At 40.0% G+C, this 15,607-nt stretch carries 11 protein-coding genes, 1 tRNA gene and 1 riboswitch; of the genes, 8 read left to right on the top strand and 4 right to left on the bottom strand.

The genetic code is table 11. The annotated features are described in order from the left end of the window. Positions 1-149 precede the first annotated feature (149 nt). The 3 genes from C9I86_RS11735 (at position 150) to C9I86_RS11725 (ending at position 3,150) form a co-directional block, all read left to right on the top strand. A tRNA-Ile gene (locus C9I86_RS11735) sits at positions 150-225 on the top strand. A gap of 510 nt (positions 226-735) precedes the next feature. Then, positions 736-2,148 carry a pyruvate kinase PykF gene (gene pykF / locus C9I86_RS11730; RefSeq protein WP_080158585.1) on the top strand — a complete coding sequence of 471 codons (1,413 nt, stop codon included), beginning with the start codon at positions 736-738 and terminating at the stop codon, positions 2,146-2,148. A 378-nt stretch (positions 2,149-2,526) separates the two neighbouring features. Then, complete coding sequence (locus tag C9I86_RS11725; protein WP_080158586.1) at positions 2,527-3,150, top strand: FCD domain-containing protein; 624 nt, start codon at positions 2,527-2,529, stop codon at positions 3,148-3,150. A 74-nt stretch (positions 3,151-3,224) separates the two neighbouring features. Here the strand turns inward: C9I86_RS11725 and ilvN are convergent, their stop codons facing one another. The 4 genes from ilvN to leuO form a co-directional block, all read right to left on the bottom strand. After that, complete coding sequence (gene ilvN / locus C9I86_RS11720) at positions 3,225-3,722, bottom strand: acetolactate synthase small subunit (RefSeq protein ID WP_080158587.1); 498 nt, start codon at positions 3,720-3,722, stop codon at positions 3,225-3,227. Beyond that, positions 3,722-5,440 (bottom strand): acetolactate synthase 3 large subunit, encoded by a 1,719-nt coding sequence (locus C9I86_RS11715; RefSeq protein WP_080158588.1) that lies wholly within the window; start codon positions 5,438-5,440, stop codon positions 3,722-3,724. The genes ilvN and C9I86_RS11715 overlap by 1 nt, the downstream gene beginning before the upstream one ends. Positions 5,441-5,770: 330 nt before the next feature. After that, positions 5,771-7,594 carry a long-chain fatty acid--CoA ligase gene (locus tag C9I86_RS11710; RefSeq protein ID WP_080158589.1) on the bottom strand — a complete coding sequence of 608 codons (1,824 nt, stop codon included), beginning with the start codon at positions 7,592-7,594 and terminating at the stop codon, positions 5,771-5,773. A gap of 369 nt (positions 7,595-7,963) precedes the next feature. Then, complete coding sequence (gene leuO, locus C9I86_RS11705) at positions 7,964-8,923, bottom strand: transcriptional regulator LeuO (RefSeq protein WP_080158590.1); 960 nt, start codon at positions 8,921-8,923, stop codon at positions 7,964-7,966. 865 nt (positions 8,924-9,788) lie between these two features. On the opposite strand from leuO, the gene leuA reads away from it, so the two are divergent. The 5 genes from leuA to C9I86_RS11680 all read left to right on the top strand — a co-directional run bounded on the left by leuA (position 9,789) and on the right by C9I86_RS11680 (position 15,451). After that, positions 9,789-11,330 carry a 2-isopropylmalate synthase gene (gene leuA, locus C9I86_RS11700; RefSeq protein WP_107276419.1) on the top strand — a complete coding sequence of 514 codons (1,542 nt, stop codon included), beginning with the start codon at positions 9,789-9,791 and terminating at the stop codon, positions 11,328-11,330. A gap of 58 nt (positions 11,331-11,388) precedes the next feature. Next, positions 11,389-12,477: a 3-isopropylmalate dehydrogenase gene (gene leuB / locus C9I86_RS11695; protein ID WP_107276418.1), complete on the top strand. Its 1,089-nt coding sequence runs from the start codon at positions 11,389-11,391 to the stop codon at positions 12,475-12,477. Between the two features lie 26 nt (positions 12,478-12,503). Then, the gene (gene leuC / locus C9I86_RS11690; protein ID WP_107276417.1) at positions 12,504-13,931 is read left to right on the top strand and encodes a 3-isopropylmalate dehydratase large subunit; all 1,428 of its coding nucleotides are present in this window, start codon (positions 12,504-12,506) and stop codon (positions 13,929-13,931) included. A gap of 13 nt (positions 13,932-13,944) precedes the next feature. Then, positions 13,945-14,547, top strand: a complete 603-nt coding sequence (leuD, locus tag C9I86_RS11685; protein ID WP_107276416.1) for a 3-isopropylmalate dehydratase small subunit — start codon at positions 13,945-13,947, stop codon at positions 14,545-14,547. 121 nt (positions 14,548-14,668) lie between these two features. After that, positions 14,669-15,451 carry a DUF547 domain-containing protein gene (locus tag C9I86_RS11680; protein WP_107276415.1) on the top strand — a complete coding sequence of 261 codons (783 nt, stop codon included), beginning with the start codon at positions 14,669-14,671 and terminating at the stop codon, positions 15,449-15,451. 28 nt (positions 15,452-15,479) lie between these two features. Further along, positions 15,480-15,596: riboswitch (TPP riboswitch) on the top strand. Positions 15,597-15,607 lie beyond the last annotated feature (11 nt).

Raw genomic sequence — 15,607 nt, 5'->3', positions numbered from 1 at the left:
GCCTTGAGCTCGCTTTTTTATTATCGGCAATAGCAACATTGAACTGTGAACAAGTCCATAAAACTTATCTAACTGTTGAAAAAACAAACAAATTTTCGGCGTTAATCGCTAGACAAGTGCGACACCATCCCCTATAATTTGCCGCATATGGCCCCTTAGCTCAGTGGTTAGAGCAGGCGACTCATAATCGCTTGGTCCCCAGTTCAAGTCTGGGAGGGGCCACCAAATTCGAAAAAGCTGAAGTATTTTTACTTCAGCTTTTTTTCGTTTGGGCTTCATGAAAGTTTCAGCCCTCTCCCTATTTTTCTCAGTAACAACACCACAAAAAATTCATAAAACACACCGACACTTGATAAATAGCAAAGCTTTGTTTTTATTTTTCCACATAATCATCATTTTTATGTCACACATGACATTGACAATGAACAGCTATATCTCAGGGTGCCAAATGGTGGAATATCTGCTATAATCCTGCGCTTGAATATTAGGGTTACAATCAATGTTGCAAAGGCATTTATCTACTTGTTCAATAATAACAACAATATATTTGATGCCGCTTAAGATCACCTAGAGATGAACTTTACAAAAGCGCACTAACGCTTTTTTAAAGTAATATTTAAAGCGTTTTTTATTTATTCATTACTCACTATCAGCTCTTAACAACATGTTGATGATCTGATCATGATTAATGTTAATTTTCCCTTGGGTAAAAAGTTCGTCCGGAGAGTATCCTCAATGAAAAAGACCAAGATCGTATGTACGATTGGACCAAAAACTGAATCTGTAGAAATGCTTACTAAACTAGCTAACGCTGGTATGAACGTAATGCGTCTTAACTTCTCACACGGTGACTTCGAAGAACACGGTCAGCGTATCACTAACCTACGTGAAGTTATGGCTAACACAGGCAAAGAACTAGCAATTTTGCTAGATACTAAAGGTCCTGAAATTCGTACTATCAAACTAGAAGGTGGCAATGACTTCACTCTAGTAGCTGGTCAAGATTTCACTTTCACAACAGATACATCTGTAGTCGGTAATCAAGACCGTGTGGCAGTGACTTACCCTGGTTTTGCTAAAGATCTAGCAAAAGGCAACATTATCCTAGTAGACGATGGTCTAATTGAAATGGAAGTGTTGGAAACAACAGAAACTGAAGTTAAGTGTAAAGTACTTAACAGCGGTGACCTAGGCGAAAACAAAGGTGTTAACCTTCCTGGCGTTTCTGTAAAACTTCCAGCTCTTGCTGAAAAAGATAAAGCTGACCTTAAATTTGGTTGTGAGCAAGGCGTTGATTTTGTTGCTGCATCTTTTATCCGTAAGGCTGAAGACGTACTAGAAATCCGCGCGCTACTAGAAGCAAACGGCGGCGCTGACATTCAAATCATCTCTAAGATCGAAAACCAAGAAGGTGTTGATAACTTTGACGCTATTCTTGAAGCATCTGACGGTATCATGGTTGCTCGTGGTGACCTTGGTGTTGAGATTCCAGTTGAAGAAGTTATCTTTGCTCAAAAGATGATGATCGAGAAGTGTAACCGCGCTCGTAAAGTAGTTATCACTGCAACACAAATGCTTGATTCAATGATCAAGAACCCACGTCCAACACGCGCAGAAGCGGGTGACGTTGCTAACGCAATCATGGATGGTACTGATGCAGTAATGCTTTCTGGTGAATCAGCTAAGGGTAAATACCCAATCGAAGCTGTAACTATCATGGCGCAAATCTGTGCACGTACAGATAAAGTACTTAAAGCTGAGCTAGGTTCACGTCTAGATAGCCCACGTCTACGTATTACTGAAGCGGTATGTAAAGGTGCAGTTGACACAGCAGAGAAACTAAATGCTCCGCTAATCATCGTTGCAACTGAAGCAGGTAAATCTGCTCGTTCAATCCGTAAGTACTTCCCAACAGCACGTATCCTTGCTGTAACAACAAATACTAAGACAGCGGCTCAACTATGTCTTTCTAAAGGTGTTACACCTGTTATTGTTGATGCAATCGACAGTACTGATGCATTCTACCTACGCGGTAAAGAGTTAGCTCTTGAAACTGGCCTAGGTGCTAAAGGCGATATCGTTGTTATGGTTTCTGGCGCACTAGTTGCTTCAGGCACAACCAACACTGCATCTGTTCACGTACTATAATTGTTCGTAAATAGACACTAAAAAAGGGAGCTTCGGCTCCCTTTTTATTCATCGGTCATTGTAATTGTAGCGTCCTTCATATTCCGATATTCTTTGTAACACCGTTATTATTTATAAAATAACAACCATAAAACATAGTTCATATCGTTATTTTATAAATCAATACCTAACAATAGTAATATTCCCGCTATCAATCCATTTTAATCATTGTTTATCACCCTCTTTAATGTTTAAGCAACAAACAAAGCCAGTTATACTTCTAATCAATAGACATTCATGCATTAATAACTTTCAACAAAAGTTGTGTTTGGATGCTGTCGAATAAATATAACAACAAAGAGGGAAACCGTGTCCAGTCCTACGCAAACGAATAAAATTATGGAGGTCATACGACAAGATATTTTGCTTGGCAAATTGACGCCAGGACAAAAACTTGTTGTTGCTGATTTGAAAGAACACTATCAAGTCGGTGCATCACCTATTCGTGAAGCCTTAGTCCAATTATCGTGGAAAAAGTATGTTAAATTTGCCCCACAAAAAGGTTGCTGGGTAGCGCCTGTTTCTGTGGAAGAACTAACAGATCTTTTTAATGCTCACCAATTAATTTCACATGAATTATTAAAAAAAGCCATTTTACAAGGTGATGAGGCTTGGGAACTTAATATTCTCACCAGTTACCATAAATTAAGCCGTCTTAATCCAACCTCTGATAACGCTGATCTTTCTGAGTGGGAACAGCGTCATGGTGATTTTCATATTGCTATTTTATCGGGCAGTAATTCTCCGGTATTACTTGATCTTTACCTTGATATTTATGAGCAACTTAAGCGTTATCGTCATATTTGGCTAAGTCAATCTCGTGATAGCGAAAACCGTTATCATGATGGTGGAGAACATGAAGCGTTAATGAAAGCAGTCTTAGATCGTGATGTTGAACTAGCACGAACAATCATGCATGACCACTCAAAAAATGCCGTCAGTTCAGTGAGTCCATATCTCTAGATTTACTCCAATAATTAAACAGCAAAAAACCCATGCCACATTAATGTCATGGGTTTTTTTGTTATCCTCTAAGACTATGCTTTTAAAGCACGCTCACCACGAGCTAAACCAACAATACCACTACGAGCCACTTCAATGATCTCTGTCGCCTCACCCACTGCAGCTAAAAATGCATCTAGCTTACCGCCGGTTCCCACCAATTGGATGGTATAAATCTGACTGGTTACATCAACAATTAAGCCTCTAAAAATATCAGCGGTACGTTTTACCTCTGCTCGCGCAAAACCACTGGCTTTGACTTTTACCAACATTAATTCTCGTTCAATATGATCAGATGCCGTGACATTACTGACCTTTAAAATATCGATAAGTTTGTGCAGCTGTTTTTCAATTTGTTCATACGCGGCTTCATCTTCAACGTGGGTAGTAATATTTAACCGTGATAAGGTAGGATCATCCGTTGGAGCAACAGTTAATGACTCGATGTTATAACCACGTTGGGAAAATAAGCCCACCACCCGTGACAAAGCCCCTGGCTGGTTTTCAAGTAATACTGAAATAATTCTACGCATTATGTACGCTCCGTTTTACTTAACCACATGTCACTCATCGCACCACCACGAATCAACATCGGGTACACATGCTCAGTTTCATCAACACTGATATCAATAAAAACCAATTTATCTTTCAAGGCTAATGCTTGTTCTAATTGCTGATCCAACTGTTTAGGATCGGAAATACGAACCCCAACATGACCATAAGCTTCAGCAATCGCGGCAAAATCAGGCACAGAATCCATATAAGATTGAGAATGGCGACCTTGATAAATCATATCTTGCCATTGCTTTACCATGCCAAGAAAACGATTATTAAGATTGATAATTTTCACGGGAATATCGTATTGCAATGCGGTTGAAAGCTCTTGAATATTCATTTGAATACTGCCATCCCCCGTTACGCACACCACTTCTGCATCAGGTAATGCAAATTTAACCCCCATTGCTGCAGGCAGACCAAATCCCATAGTGCCAAGACCGCCTGAATTGATCCAACGTCGAGGTTTATCAAATGGATAATACAATGCGGCGAACATTTGATGCTGACCTACATCGGAAGAGACATAAGCATCACCATCAGTAAGACGATACAAAGATTCAATTACCTGTTGCGGTTTAATGCGATCTGTTGTGGTGTCATAGCGCAGACATTGACGCTGACGCCATGTCGATATTTGTTGCCACCATGGCTGTAATGCTGCTTGATTATCAATATCGTCTTGCTCATTAACCAATTTAAGCATACACGTCAGCACAGTATCAGCAGAACCTACAATAGGGATATCAACCGCCACCGTTTTTGATATCGATGACGGATCAATATCAATGTGCATAATAGTTGCATTGGGGCAGTACTTTTCAAGATTATTAGTGGTGCGATCATCAAATCTAACCCCGATCCCAAAAATAAGATCTGCATTATGCATCGCCATATTAGCTTCATAGGTTCCATGCATACCCAACATACCCAAACATTGCGCATGTGTTCCCGGAAAAGCACCAAGCCCCATTAGTGTATTAACCACCGGAATATGTAAACTTTCAGCTAATGCTATCAATGGCTCACTACAGTTAGACATCACCGCGCCACCACCAACGTACAGCACAGGTTGTTTGGCGGCTAATAAGGCTTTGACACCCCGCTTAATTTGACCTTTATGACCTTGAGTTGTGGGATTATAAGAACGTAATGCTATCGATTCAGGATACTGGTAGGGATAGGTTTCTGCCGGATTAAGCATATCTTTGGGAATATCAACCACAACCGGCCCTGGACGGCCACTGGCAGCAATATAAAACGCTTTTTTGATAATAGTGGGGATATCTTCCGGTTTTGTTACCAAAAAGCTGTGCTTTACGACAGGGCGGGAAATGCCGACCATATCACACTCTTGAAAGGCATCATTACCAATCAAGTTACTCATTACTTGGCCGGACAATACAACCAGTGGGATCGAGTCCATATAAGCGGTAGCAATACCAGTGATCGCATTGGTTGCACCAGGGCCGGAGGTAACAAGGACAACACCCACGTCTCCTGTTGCTCTAGCATAGCCATCAGCCATGTGCACAGCGGCTTGCTCATGACGTACAAGTACATGTTCAATATCGCTTTTTTCATGTAAAGCATCATAAATATCAAGAACCGAGCCTCCGGGATAACCGAAGATATGCTTAACGCCTTGATCGATCATTGAACGAACGATCATGTCTGCGCCAGACAACATTTCCATATTTTGTCTCCAGATCGATAAAACATAGTTAGGGCTTATTTTTAGCCTAATAAAAAACATGAATACTCATGCTATGTTTATCATGGTTATAATAATAACCACGAATAACCGTAACAACTTTAACGCTTTTGCATCATTCATTGCTAGAGCAAAAGACAAGTTTACGGTTTATATCTATCGGATCTAAAATTGTTAATGTTTTATATAGATCTTAGTAAACTCTATACTACCAACGACTACTATTCGATGCGAACTCAGAATATCCCTCTTTACTCAAATAAAAAAAAGAAGCCTTAAAGGCTTCTTTCTTAAATCTAAGCAAAAAATAGATTAGTCGTCTTTTTGTTGCGCTTTTTTATGGCTTTCTTCGTACATATGTTCAATCTCTTTATGGTAACGATCTTGAATCACTTTACGACGTAATTTTTGCGTTGGTGTTAATTCACCTTTATCCATTGAGAATGATTTAGGTAATAAGGTGAATTTTTTTACTTGCTCAAAACGTGCTAGATCTTTCTGTAACTCAATCACACGTTTCTCAATTAATTCAACAATTTGGCTGTGTTTAACCAATTCCATGCGATCTTGATATTTAATATTGAGCTCACGCGCATGTTCTTCTAGTGTTTCAAAACAAGGTACGATCAATGCTGATACGAATTTACGGGTGTCAGCAATAACCGCAATTTGTTCAATTAGATGATCTTTACCAATCGCACCTTCAATCACTTGTGGTGCAATATACTTACCACCCGATGTTTTCATTAACTCTTTGATACGATCAGTAATAAACAAATTACCTTGTTCATCGATATAACCCGCATCACCGGTTTTAAGAAATCCATCATCAGTAAAATTGTTCGCTGTCTCTTCTGGCATATTGTAATAGCCACGCATAACCATCGGACCGCGTACTAAAATTTCATTATCTTTACCAATTTTAACTTCAGCACCTGGCATTGGCATACCAATTGAATCAGGGTTATAGCAGCGATCATCCCAACAAGACACCGTCGCAGTGGTTTCTGTCATACCATAGCCTAACTTTACGTTAATCCCCATAGCATGGAAAAAACGACCAATGCCCGCATCTAATTTAGCGCCGCCACATGGCATACACTTAATATTGCCACCCAATACTGCACGTAATTTAGACAGCACCATTTTATCGGCTAAGTTATGGCTTTTCTGTAATAACCATGAAGGCTCACGACACTCTTGACGAGCCAACGACATCCTTGCACCCATATTTACAGCCCAAGTAAAAATCATCTTACGATGAAAAGGGGCACGAGCGACTTTTTCATGAACACCTGAATATATTTTTTCATAAACACGAGGCACAGCAGACATGTAATTAGGCTTTACTGTCACTAACGCTTCTTTGAGCTTATTGGTATCTGACAGATAACAATTAATGACGCCACGGTGTAAGACATAAAATGTCCAAGCACGTTCAAAGACATGTGATAACGGTAAGAAACATAATGATGTATCGCCTTCATCTAATGCTAAACGTTCATCATGAGCAATAATTTGTGAAGCAATATTAGCATAATCAAGCATTACCCCTTTAGGTGTACCTGTGGTACCCGAGGTATAGATCAGCGTTAATAAATCATCCATAGCCAAGCTGTCTAAACGGGCATCAAGCTCTGACTGATACTCTGAAGAGGCTGTTTTTAAAAAATCGACGTAATGACAAACTAATGGGTGTTGAGGTAATTCAACATCATCTGTTAGTGCAACAATACGCTCTAAATTCGGACACTGATCAGCAATAGCTACCGCTATATTTAGCTGTGCTTGTCCACCAACAAAGAGGACTTTTACATTGGCATCATTAATGATATATGCAGATTGCTGAGGTGTATTGGTTGGATAAATAGGCACCGTAACACAGCGGTTATATAGCGAAGCAAAATCAGCAACCGTCCAACGAGGCATATTATTAGCAAAAATACCGACTTTATCTTGTACTGCTAAACCTTGATTTAGTAGTGCTAATGCCAATTGTTGAATTTTTTCACCAAAATTATTCCAGCTAATATCTTGCCATTCATCATTAACTTGATGACGTAAAGCAGGCGTGTCGCCTAAGCGCGCAATTTGCTGACGAATACGGTGAACAATATGGAAATCATGTTGTGCCATAAGTACTCTATTTTTTTAGCTTACACTTGTAAGCTGATTTGAGAGATGCAGTCTACAATTCAGTCTTTGAAAAGCCAACTATAATGAATATTAAATTATAGTTTCTGATGACCGAGATCACTCTATACCCGCTTACTTATTGTCTTCAATGACTTTTTAAACAAACAATAAAAGTGTAAGAATCTATAAATAACATGGTCTCATAACAGAAAAAGAACCTAAACAATCTACGTGAAAATAGAAACTTTAAATATCATTACTATAAAATCTCGCCACGCTAACCTATTGCTAATCAAAGCATATGATTTTATTTTTACCATAAAAAAAGCCAGCGTTTAAGCTGGCCTTATAATAACGCTTTATAAACTATTAGCTGGTCAGATCACCACAGATAGCCATTAACTGATCACGCATCCAGATATTACCTTTATCTTTCTGCGTTGATTCATGCCAGCTTAGGTAGCCTGTGATTTTTGCATTAGTAAAAGGCAACGGCAGTACTTTAATTTGTAAGTTTTCAGCAGACGCTTCAGCTAACCAACGCGGGGCAACGGCAATCAATTCAGATTGGCTAACAACAAACATAATGTCGTTCAGACTTGCGCCTTGATAAGCATCCTGACAATTTGTTTCACTGTGATTATAGATATCATCAGCAAACATTTTCACATCTGATACTGATTTTAATACAGCATGCATTTCGTTACTGAATTCATCAGCAGAAATACTGTCACCAATTCGAGGGTGATTATTAGCTGCAATAGCCACTAACTCATCACAAAATAATTCAGTACTACAGAAACCATCTTCATCAAAACGAGTATAGTCAATCACAAAATCAACTTCTTGATAACGCATTTTTTGTGATAATTCGGCATCCACTTCTGCTTCTAATTGCAGTTGAATATGTGGTGCTTGTTCGCGCATGGTCGACAATACTGTCGGTGCGAAACGCATATCTGAAGGGCTACAAATTGCGAGTTTAAAAGTGCGGCTTGATGTTAATGGTGCAAAGATAGAGCAAGGTAATTCGTTTTTTACCAACTGCAATGCTTGACGTAATGGACCAAACAATTGTTTAGCACGTTGCGTTGGTTGAATACCACGACCATGACGAATGAAAAGATCATCATTAAACATCACTTTTAAACGCGCAACCGCATTACTTACTGCGGGTTGCGACATACCTAAATTTTGTGCTGCTCGCGTTATATTTTGCTCTTGCATAACGGCATCAAAAACGGTCAATAGATTAAGGTCAACACTACGAAGTGTGGATTCCATACTGAAATTATCAACTGCAGCAACTGAAGTAGTCGTTCGGCTCATGTATACCTCTAAAAATAATCATTATTGGTGCATCGCAACGCTATACATAAGTTAGACATTAAATTTTTGTCTACAGTGTTTGCTTTGAATGCCCTAGTTGGGATACAGCCAGTATCAACCATATAGATTGATGTAACTAATAATAGAAAATAAGACAATATGAACAACCTCTTATTTAAAAATAATTCAGAAATATGAAACCTTAACAATCAAATACTTAGTCGCCAAATCAATATTCTTTAATTTAATATAAATAAAATAACTATTCATAAAATAAGATAAAATCACGTTTTAATTTCAAAGATTATCATTTATTTTCAAATATAAATTCACAATGGGAATATTATGTACTTATTATATATTTGTATTATGTATATATAAACAACCTTAAGTCATTACACCTATAAATATAACAATCAATAACAATTATTAATTTTAATAATAGTTATTTAAAGCACTTCAATAATCATTATTAATATTTATCATTCTTAATTGAAATATATATTATTTAATACAGTTATTAAGCGTGATTACGATGTCTATTTTTGGTTATCAAACGATAGCCTGTTCTTGAAAGTACAAAAAAAACACAACTTTTGGTTGACCTATAGCCCGTCTATTTGATATTCATTTGTTAACCAAATTTATTGAAGTCTTTAATGAAATGAAAACGTATTTCTATCTCCTCTTAGCCCTCCTCCTTATCGTGACATAATCACGCGGGTTGCTATCGAGTGGAAAACACCACTAAAGATTTCAAAACCCGCGCAAGCAAGCGCGGGTTTTTTCATATTTTGACCAGCGCAAGTGAATGCGGAACTCAGTCTTATTACAGGCTCACATATAAAAGTAAAAGGATGTCACTATGAAAGATCAGGTCATTATTTTTGATACCACTTTGCGTGATGGCGAACAAGCTTTATCCGCCAGTCTAACAGTTAAAGAAAAATTGCAAATTGCTTATGCGCTAGAACGCTTAGGTATCGATGTTATCGAGGCCGGTTTTCCAGTGTCATCCCCTGGTGATTTTGAATCAGTACAAACCATCGCTAAGCACATTAGAAACAGTCGTATATGTGCCTTGTCGCGTGCGGTCGAAAAAGACATTGATGTTGCCGCTGAATCGTTAAAAGCCGCTGAATCATTTCGTATCCATACCTTTATTTCAACCTCAACCGTCCATGTACAAGATAAATTGCGTCGTAGCTATGACGATGTAATTGCGATGGGCATTGCGGCAGTAAAACGGGCGCGTAAATATACCGATGATGTCGAGTTTTCCTGTGAAGATGCCGGACGGACACCAATTGATAATTTATGTCGTATGGTAGAAGCCGCAATTGATGCGGGAGCAACGACCATTAATATTCCCGATACTGTGGGTTACACCCTACCAAGTGAGTTTGGTGGCATTATCACCCAACTGTTTAATCGTGTACCCAATATCGATAAAGCCATCATCTCCGTGCATTGTCATGACGATCTTGGTATGTCAGTCGCAAACTCCATGGCAGCCATTCAAGCGGGCGCCCGCCAAGTAGAAGGCACCATTAACGGTTTAGGTGAACGCGCAGGTAATTGCGCCCTTGAAGAGATAGCGATGATCATTAAAACCCGTCAATCACTATTAGGGGTGCATACCAACCTCAAGCATGATGAAATCCATCGCACCAGTAAAATGGTTAGTCAGTTATGTAATATGCCGATTCAAGCCAATAAAGCTATCGTAGGCAGTAATGCTTTTAGTCACTCTTCAGGCATTCATCAAGACGGCATGCTGAAAAATAAAAATACCTACGAAATCATGACCCCAAATTCGATTGGTCTTAAAAACCAAGCATTGAACCTTACCAGTCGTTCTGGTCGTGCCGCGGTTAAGAGTCATATGGATACTCTTGGCTATACCGAGCATGAATATGACCTTGATAAACTGTATACCGATTTTCTTAGCCTAGCTGATAGAAAAGGCCAGGTATTTGATTATGATCTTGAAGCCTTAATGCATTTTTCTAATCTGCGCGATGAAGATGACTTTTTCAAAATAAACTATTTAAGCGTCCAATCTGGCAGTGTGATGGCAACCACTAGCATAAAACTTCAATGTGGCGATCAGGAAAAGTGTGAAGCCGCTGTCGGTAATGGTCCGGTAGATGCCTTGTATCAATGTATCTACCGCCTAACAGGGTATGAAATTGTACTTGATAAGTTTGATCTTACCGCCAAAGGCGAAGGTGAAGATGGCCTAGGACAAGCCGATATTATCGCTAATTACAAAGGCCGCAAGTACCACGGCACAGGCCTTGCGACAGATATTGTAGAAGCGTCAGGTCAAGCGCTGATCCATGTTATCAATAGTATTTATCGTGCCGATCAAATCGCAACTATCAAACAGCAACATAGCCACTAACGTTATTCATTAACAACAAATTCAATCTATTTTTAGTACATTATGGAGAGCACCCACCATGGCAGGTTCATATAATATAGCAGTACTACCCGGTGACGGTATTGGCCCAGAAGTGATGCAACAAGCACACAAAGTCTTAGCGGCAGTCCAACAAAAATTTGATATTACCCTTAATTGTCATCAGTTCGATGTTGGTGGTATTGCGATTGATAATCATGGCTGCCCCCTACCGTCCATCACTCTAAAAGGTTGTGAAGCTGCAGATGCGGTATTGTTCGGCTCTGTTGGTGGCCCTAAATGGGAACACCTCGCTCCCAATGATCAACCGGAGCGTGGCGCACTCTTACCACTACGTAAGCACTTTGAATTATTTTGTAACTTACGCCCAGCACAAATCCACCGTGGTCTAGAACACTTTTCTCCACTACGGGCTGATATCTCTGAGCGTGGATTTGATATTGCCGTTGTACGTGAACTCACTGGCGGCATTTATTTTGGCGAGCCCAAAGGTCGATCAGGTGAAGGCGCACAAGAAAAAGCCTTTGATACTGAAATTTATCATCGCTATGAAATTGAACGCATTGCTAAAATAGCCTTTGAATCTGCGCGTTTACGCCGTAAAAAAGTCTGTTCAATTGATAAAGCCAATGTACTACAAAGCTCAATTTTATGGCGTCAAGTGGTTGAAGAAGTTGCGGTTGATTACCCCGATGTCAGCTTAACTCACATGTACATTGATAACGCCACTATGCAACTTATCAAAGATCCATCACAATTTGATGTGATGTTATGTTCCAATATTTTTGGCGATATTATTTCCGATGAATGCGCCATGATCACCGGTTCAATGGGCATGTTGCCATCTGCAAGTTTAAACCAACAAAAATTTGGTCTATATGAACCTGCTGGCGGTTCAGCACCTGATATCGCAGGTAAAAATATTGCCAACCCCATAGCCCAGATTCTATCCGCAGCCTTAATGTTGCGTTACAGCCTTGGTGAAGAAAATGCGGCTCGTGCAATAGAAAAAGCGGTGGCACAAGCACTAGAAGCGGGGCAACTAACGGCAGATTTAGCCAGTAATAACACCGCCCTTACCACCAGCGAAATGGGTGACAAAATCGCCGCCTATATTCAACATGCATAAGGAACAGCATGATGTCGAATACAATAATGTCACCCTCAAGCCAAGCCAGAACGCTTTATCAAAAAGTCTATGATGCCCATGTGGTAGTAGCAGCGGCTGGCGAAAACCCAATCTTATATATTGATCGTCATTTAGTGCATGAAGTGACCTCACCACAGGCATTTGATGGGCTGCGCGAACAAGGTCGCCAAGTTCGCCAAGTAAATAAAACCTTTGCCACCATGGATCATAACGTTTCAACTCAAACCAAAGACATTAACGCCAGTGGTGAAATGGCACGAATCCAAATGGAAACCCTAGCAAAAAACTGTGCTGATTTTGGGGTTACCTTGTATGACTTAAACCATAAATATCAGGGTATTGTCCATGTAATGGGACCAGAGTTAGGTATTACCTTACCCGGAATGACTATTGTTTGTGGCGATTCACATACCGCGACTCACGGTGCATTTGGCGCACTGGCTTTCGGTATTGGCACCTCAGAAGTTGAGCACGTATTAGCGACCCAAACTCTTAAACAATCTCGCGCTAAAACCATGAAAATTGAAGTTACAGGAAAAGTAGCAGAGGGTATTACCGCGAAAGATATCGTACTAGCGATTATCGGTAAAACTACCGCTGCTGGCGGAACAGGTTATGTGGTTGAATTTTGTGGCGAAGCTATCACGGATCTGTCGATGGAAGGTCGTATGACAGTGTGTAATATGGCGATAGAGTTAGGTGCAAAAGCAGGCTTAATTGCCCCTGACCAAACTACTTTTGATTATATTAAAGGCCGTAAATTTTCACCTCAAGGTGCTGATTTAGACGCCGCTATCACTTATTGGCAAACCCTCACCAGTGATGACAACGCAGAGTTTGATGCAGTTGTCACCTTAAATGCTACCGAGATCAAACCACAAGTGACATGGGGCACGAATCCCGGTCAAGTGATTGCTGTTGATGAGCCGATCCCTGCACCTGAAAGTTTCAGTGATTTAGTTGAGCAAACATCCGCTAAAAAAGCCTTGGCTTACATGGGACTAGAACCTCATAAATCATTATCTGATTATGCTATCGATAAAGTTTTTATCGGTTCTTGTACCAATTCACGTATCGAAGATATGCGCGCCGCAGCTGCTATTGCTAAAGGCCGTAAAGTGGCCGCTAATGTCCAAGCCTTAGTCGTGCCGGGTTCTGAACAAGTAAAAACTCAAGCAGAGCAAGAAGGCCTAGATAAGATCTTTATTGAAGCGGGGTTTGAATGGCGTTTACCTGGGTGCTCAATGTGCCTTGCAATGAACAACGATCGCTTAGGCCCTCAAGAGCGATGCGCATCCACCAGTAACCGTAATTTTGAAGGACGTCAGGGACGAGATGGTCGTACCCACTTAGTCAGCCCAGCCATGGCGGCGGCGGCGGCATGTGCAGGACACTTTGTCGATATTCGTCAACTTGAACCAGTATCGGCATAATAAGGACATAACTATGACAGGCTTTACTCAACATACAGGGTTAGTGGTACCGTTAAATACCGCCAATATTGATACCGATGCCATTATTCCAAAACAGTTTCTTCAAAAAGTAACCCGTACTGGATTTGGACAACATTTATTTCATGATTGGCGTTTTTTAGACGATGGCGGTCAACAACCTAATCCCGATTTTATAATGAATGCCCCTCGTTACCAAGGTGCAACCATTTTACTGGCTCGCGAAAACTTTGGCTGTGGATCATCGCGTGAACATGCACCATGGGCGTTAGCCGATTACGGCATTAAAGTAATGATCGCCCCTAGTTTTGCTGATATTTTTTATGGCAATTCAATCAATAACCAAATGATCCCTGTTCGTCTTACAACGCCACAGATTGATGCGTTATTTGATTATGTAGCAACCACTGAAGGGGCAAAAATCACCGTAGATCTAGCGGCTATGACAGTAACAGCGAACGGTAACCAATATCCATTTGAAATTGACGAATTTCGACGTCACTGTCTATTAAACGGATTAGATAACATAGGCTTAACCCTGCAATACCAAGCGAAAATTGCTGAATATGAAGCTAATATTCCTACTTATCTCACTTAAATTAACTAATCTTAATACTAATGCCTGTTAATCTCAGGCATTAGTATCGCCCTACTCGGCTGTAATAAATCAGATATCATTACGGTCTTCTGTTGATATCTCTTTTTATAACAGGTTCAGTATGCGTATTGTGTTTAGCTTATTGTTGATTTTCGCTTCTTGGTCTCTATGTGCCGCCCCGAAAGCGGATCTATTACCTTATTGGCAAGATCAGGTGGCCAGCAATCAACGCGATATCAATCATCACCCATGGCAACAATTATTAACTAAATACTTAGTTGTTAGCCCACAACAAACACTGTTTCGTTACAGCGCAGTGACTCCCGCCGATAAACAGCAATTACAGAATTATATTAATCAGTTAGCTAAACTTGATCCGCGCCAATATAATCGTAATGTTCAGTTTGCTTATTGGGTGAATCTTTATAATGCACTCACCGTCCAATTGATCCTTGATAATTATCCGATCACATCAATTACTAAACTCGGTGGTTTTTTCAGTTTTGGCCCTTGGGATCAACCCATTGTGACCATCACAAATAAAACCTTAAGTTTAAATGACATTGAACATCGTATATTACGTCCGATTTGGCGCGATCCTCGCATTCATTATGCGGTTAATTGTGCCAGCTTAGGTTGTCCTGACTTACTGCCTCAAGTATTTGATAGTCATCACCTTGATCGACAACTCAACAATGCTGCCAGCCGTTTTATTAATAGTAATAAAGGGGTACGTACCAACTCAAAACAAACAACTTTATCGTCAATTTATGATTGGTATAGCGTTGATTTTGGTAATCAACAGGCCTTATTGCAGCATATAAACCATTATCGAGTGCATAAAAAAATCAATGGCGATAACATTAAATTTGATTACAACTGGCAGTTAAATCAGAAGCTATAACTTAGTACAAGTTACAGGTACAATGCTCGTGTTCTCATTGGGGAGCCATTAGGCTGAGATTGTTGTTATTATCTTGATTGATATAGCAGAACCCATTGAACCTGAACCAGGTAATGCTGGCGTAGGAATTGAGAAACGCATGGGTATTTTACCCCT

It is taken from the genome of Photobacterium sp. NCIMB 13483 (assembly GCF_003025475.1).
In the GTDB taxonomy this organism is placed as follows: Bacteria; Pseudomonadota; Gammaproteobacteria; order Enterobacterales; family Vibrionaceae; genus Photobacterium; species Photobacterium piscicola.
Note: the sequence above shows the minus strand (reverse complement) of the source record. Positions and strands in the feature narration are given on the sequence as shown.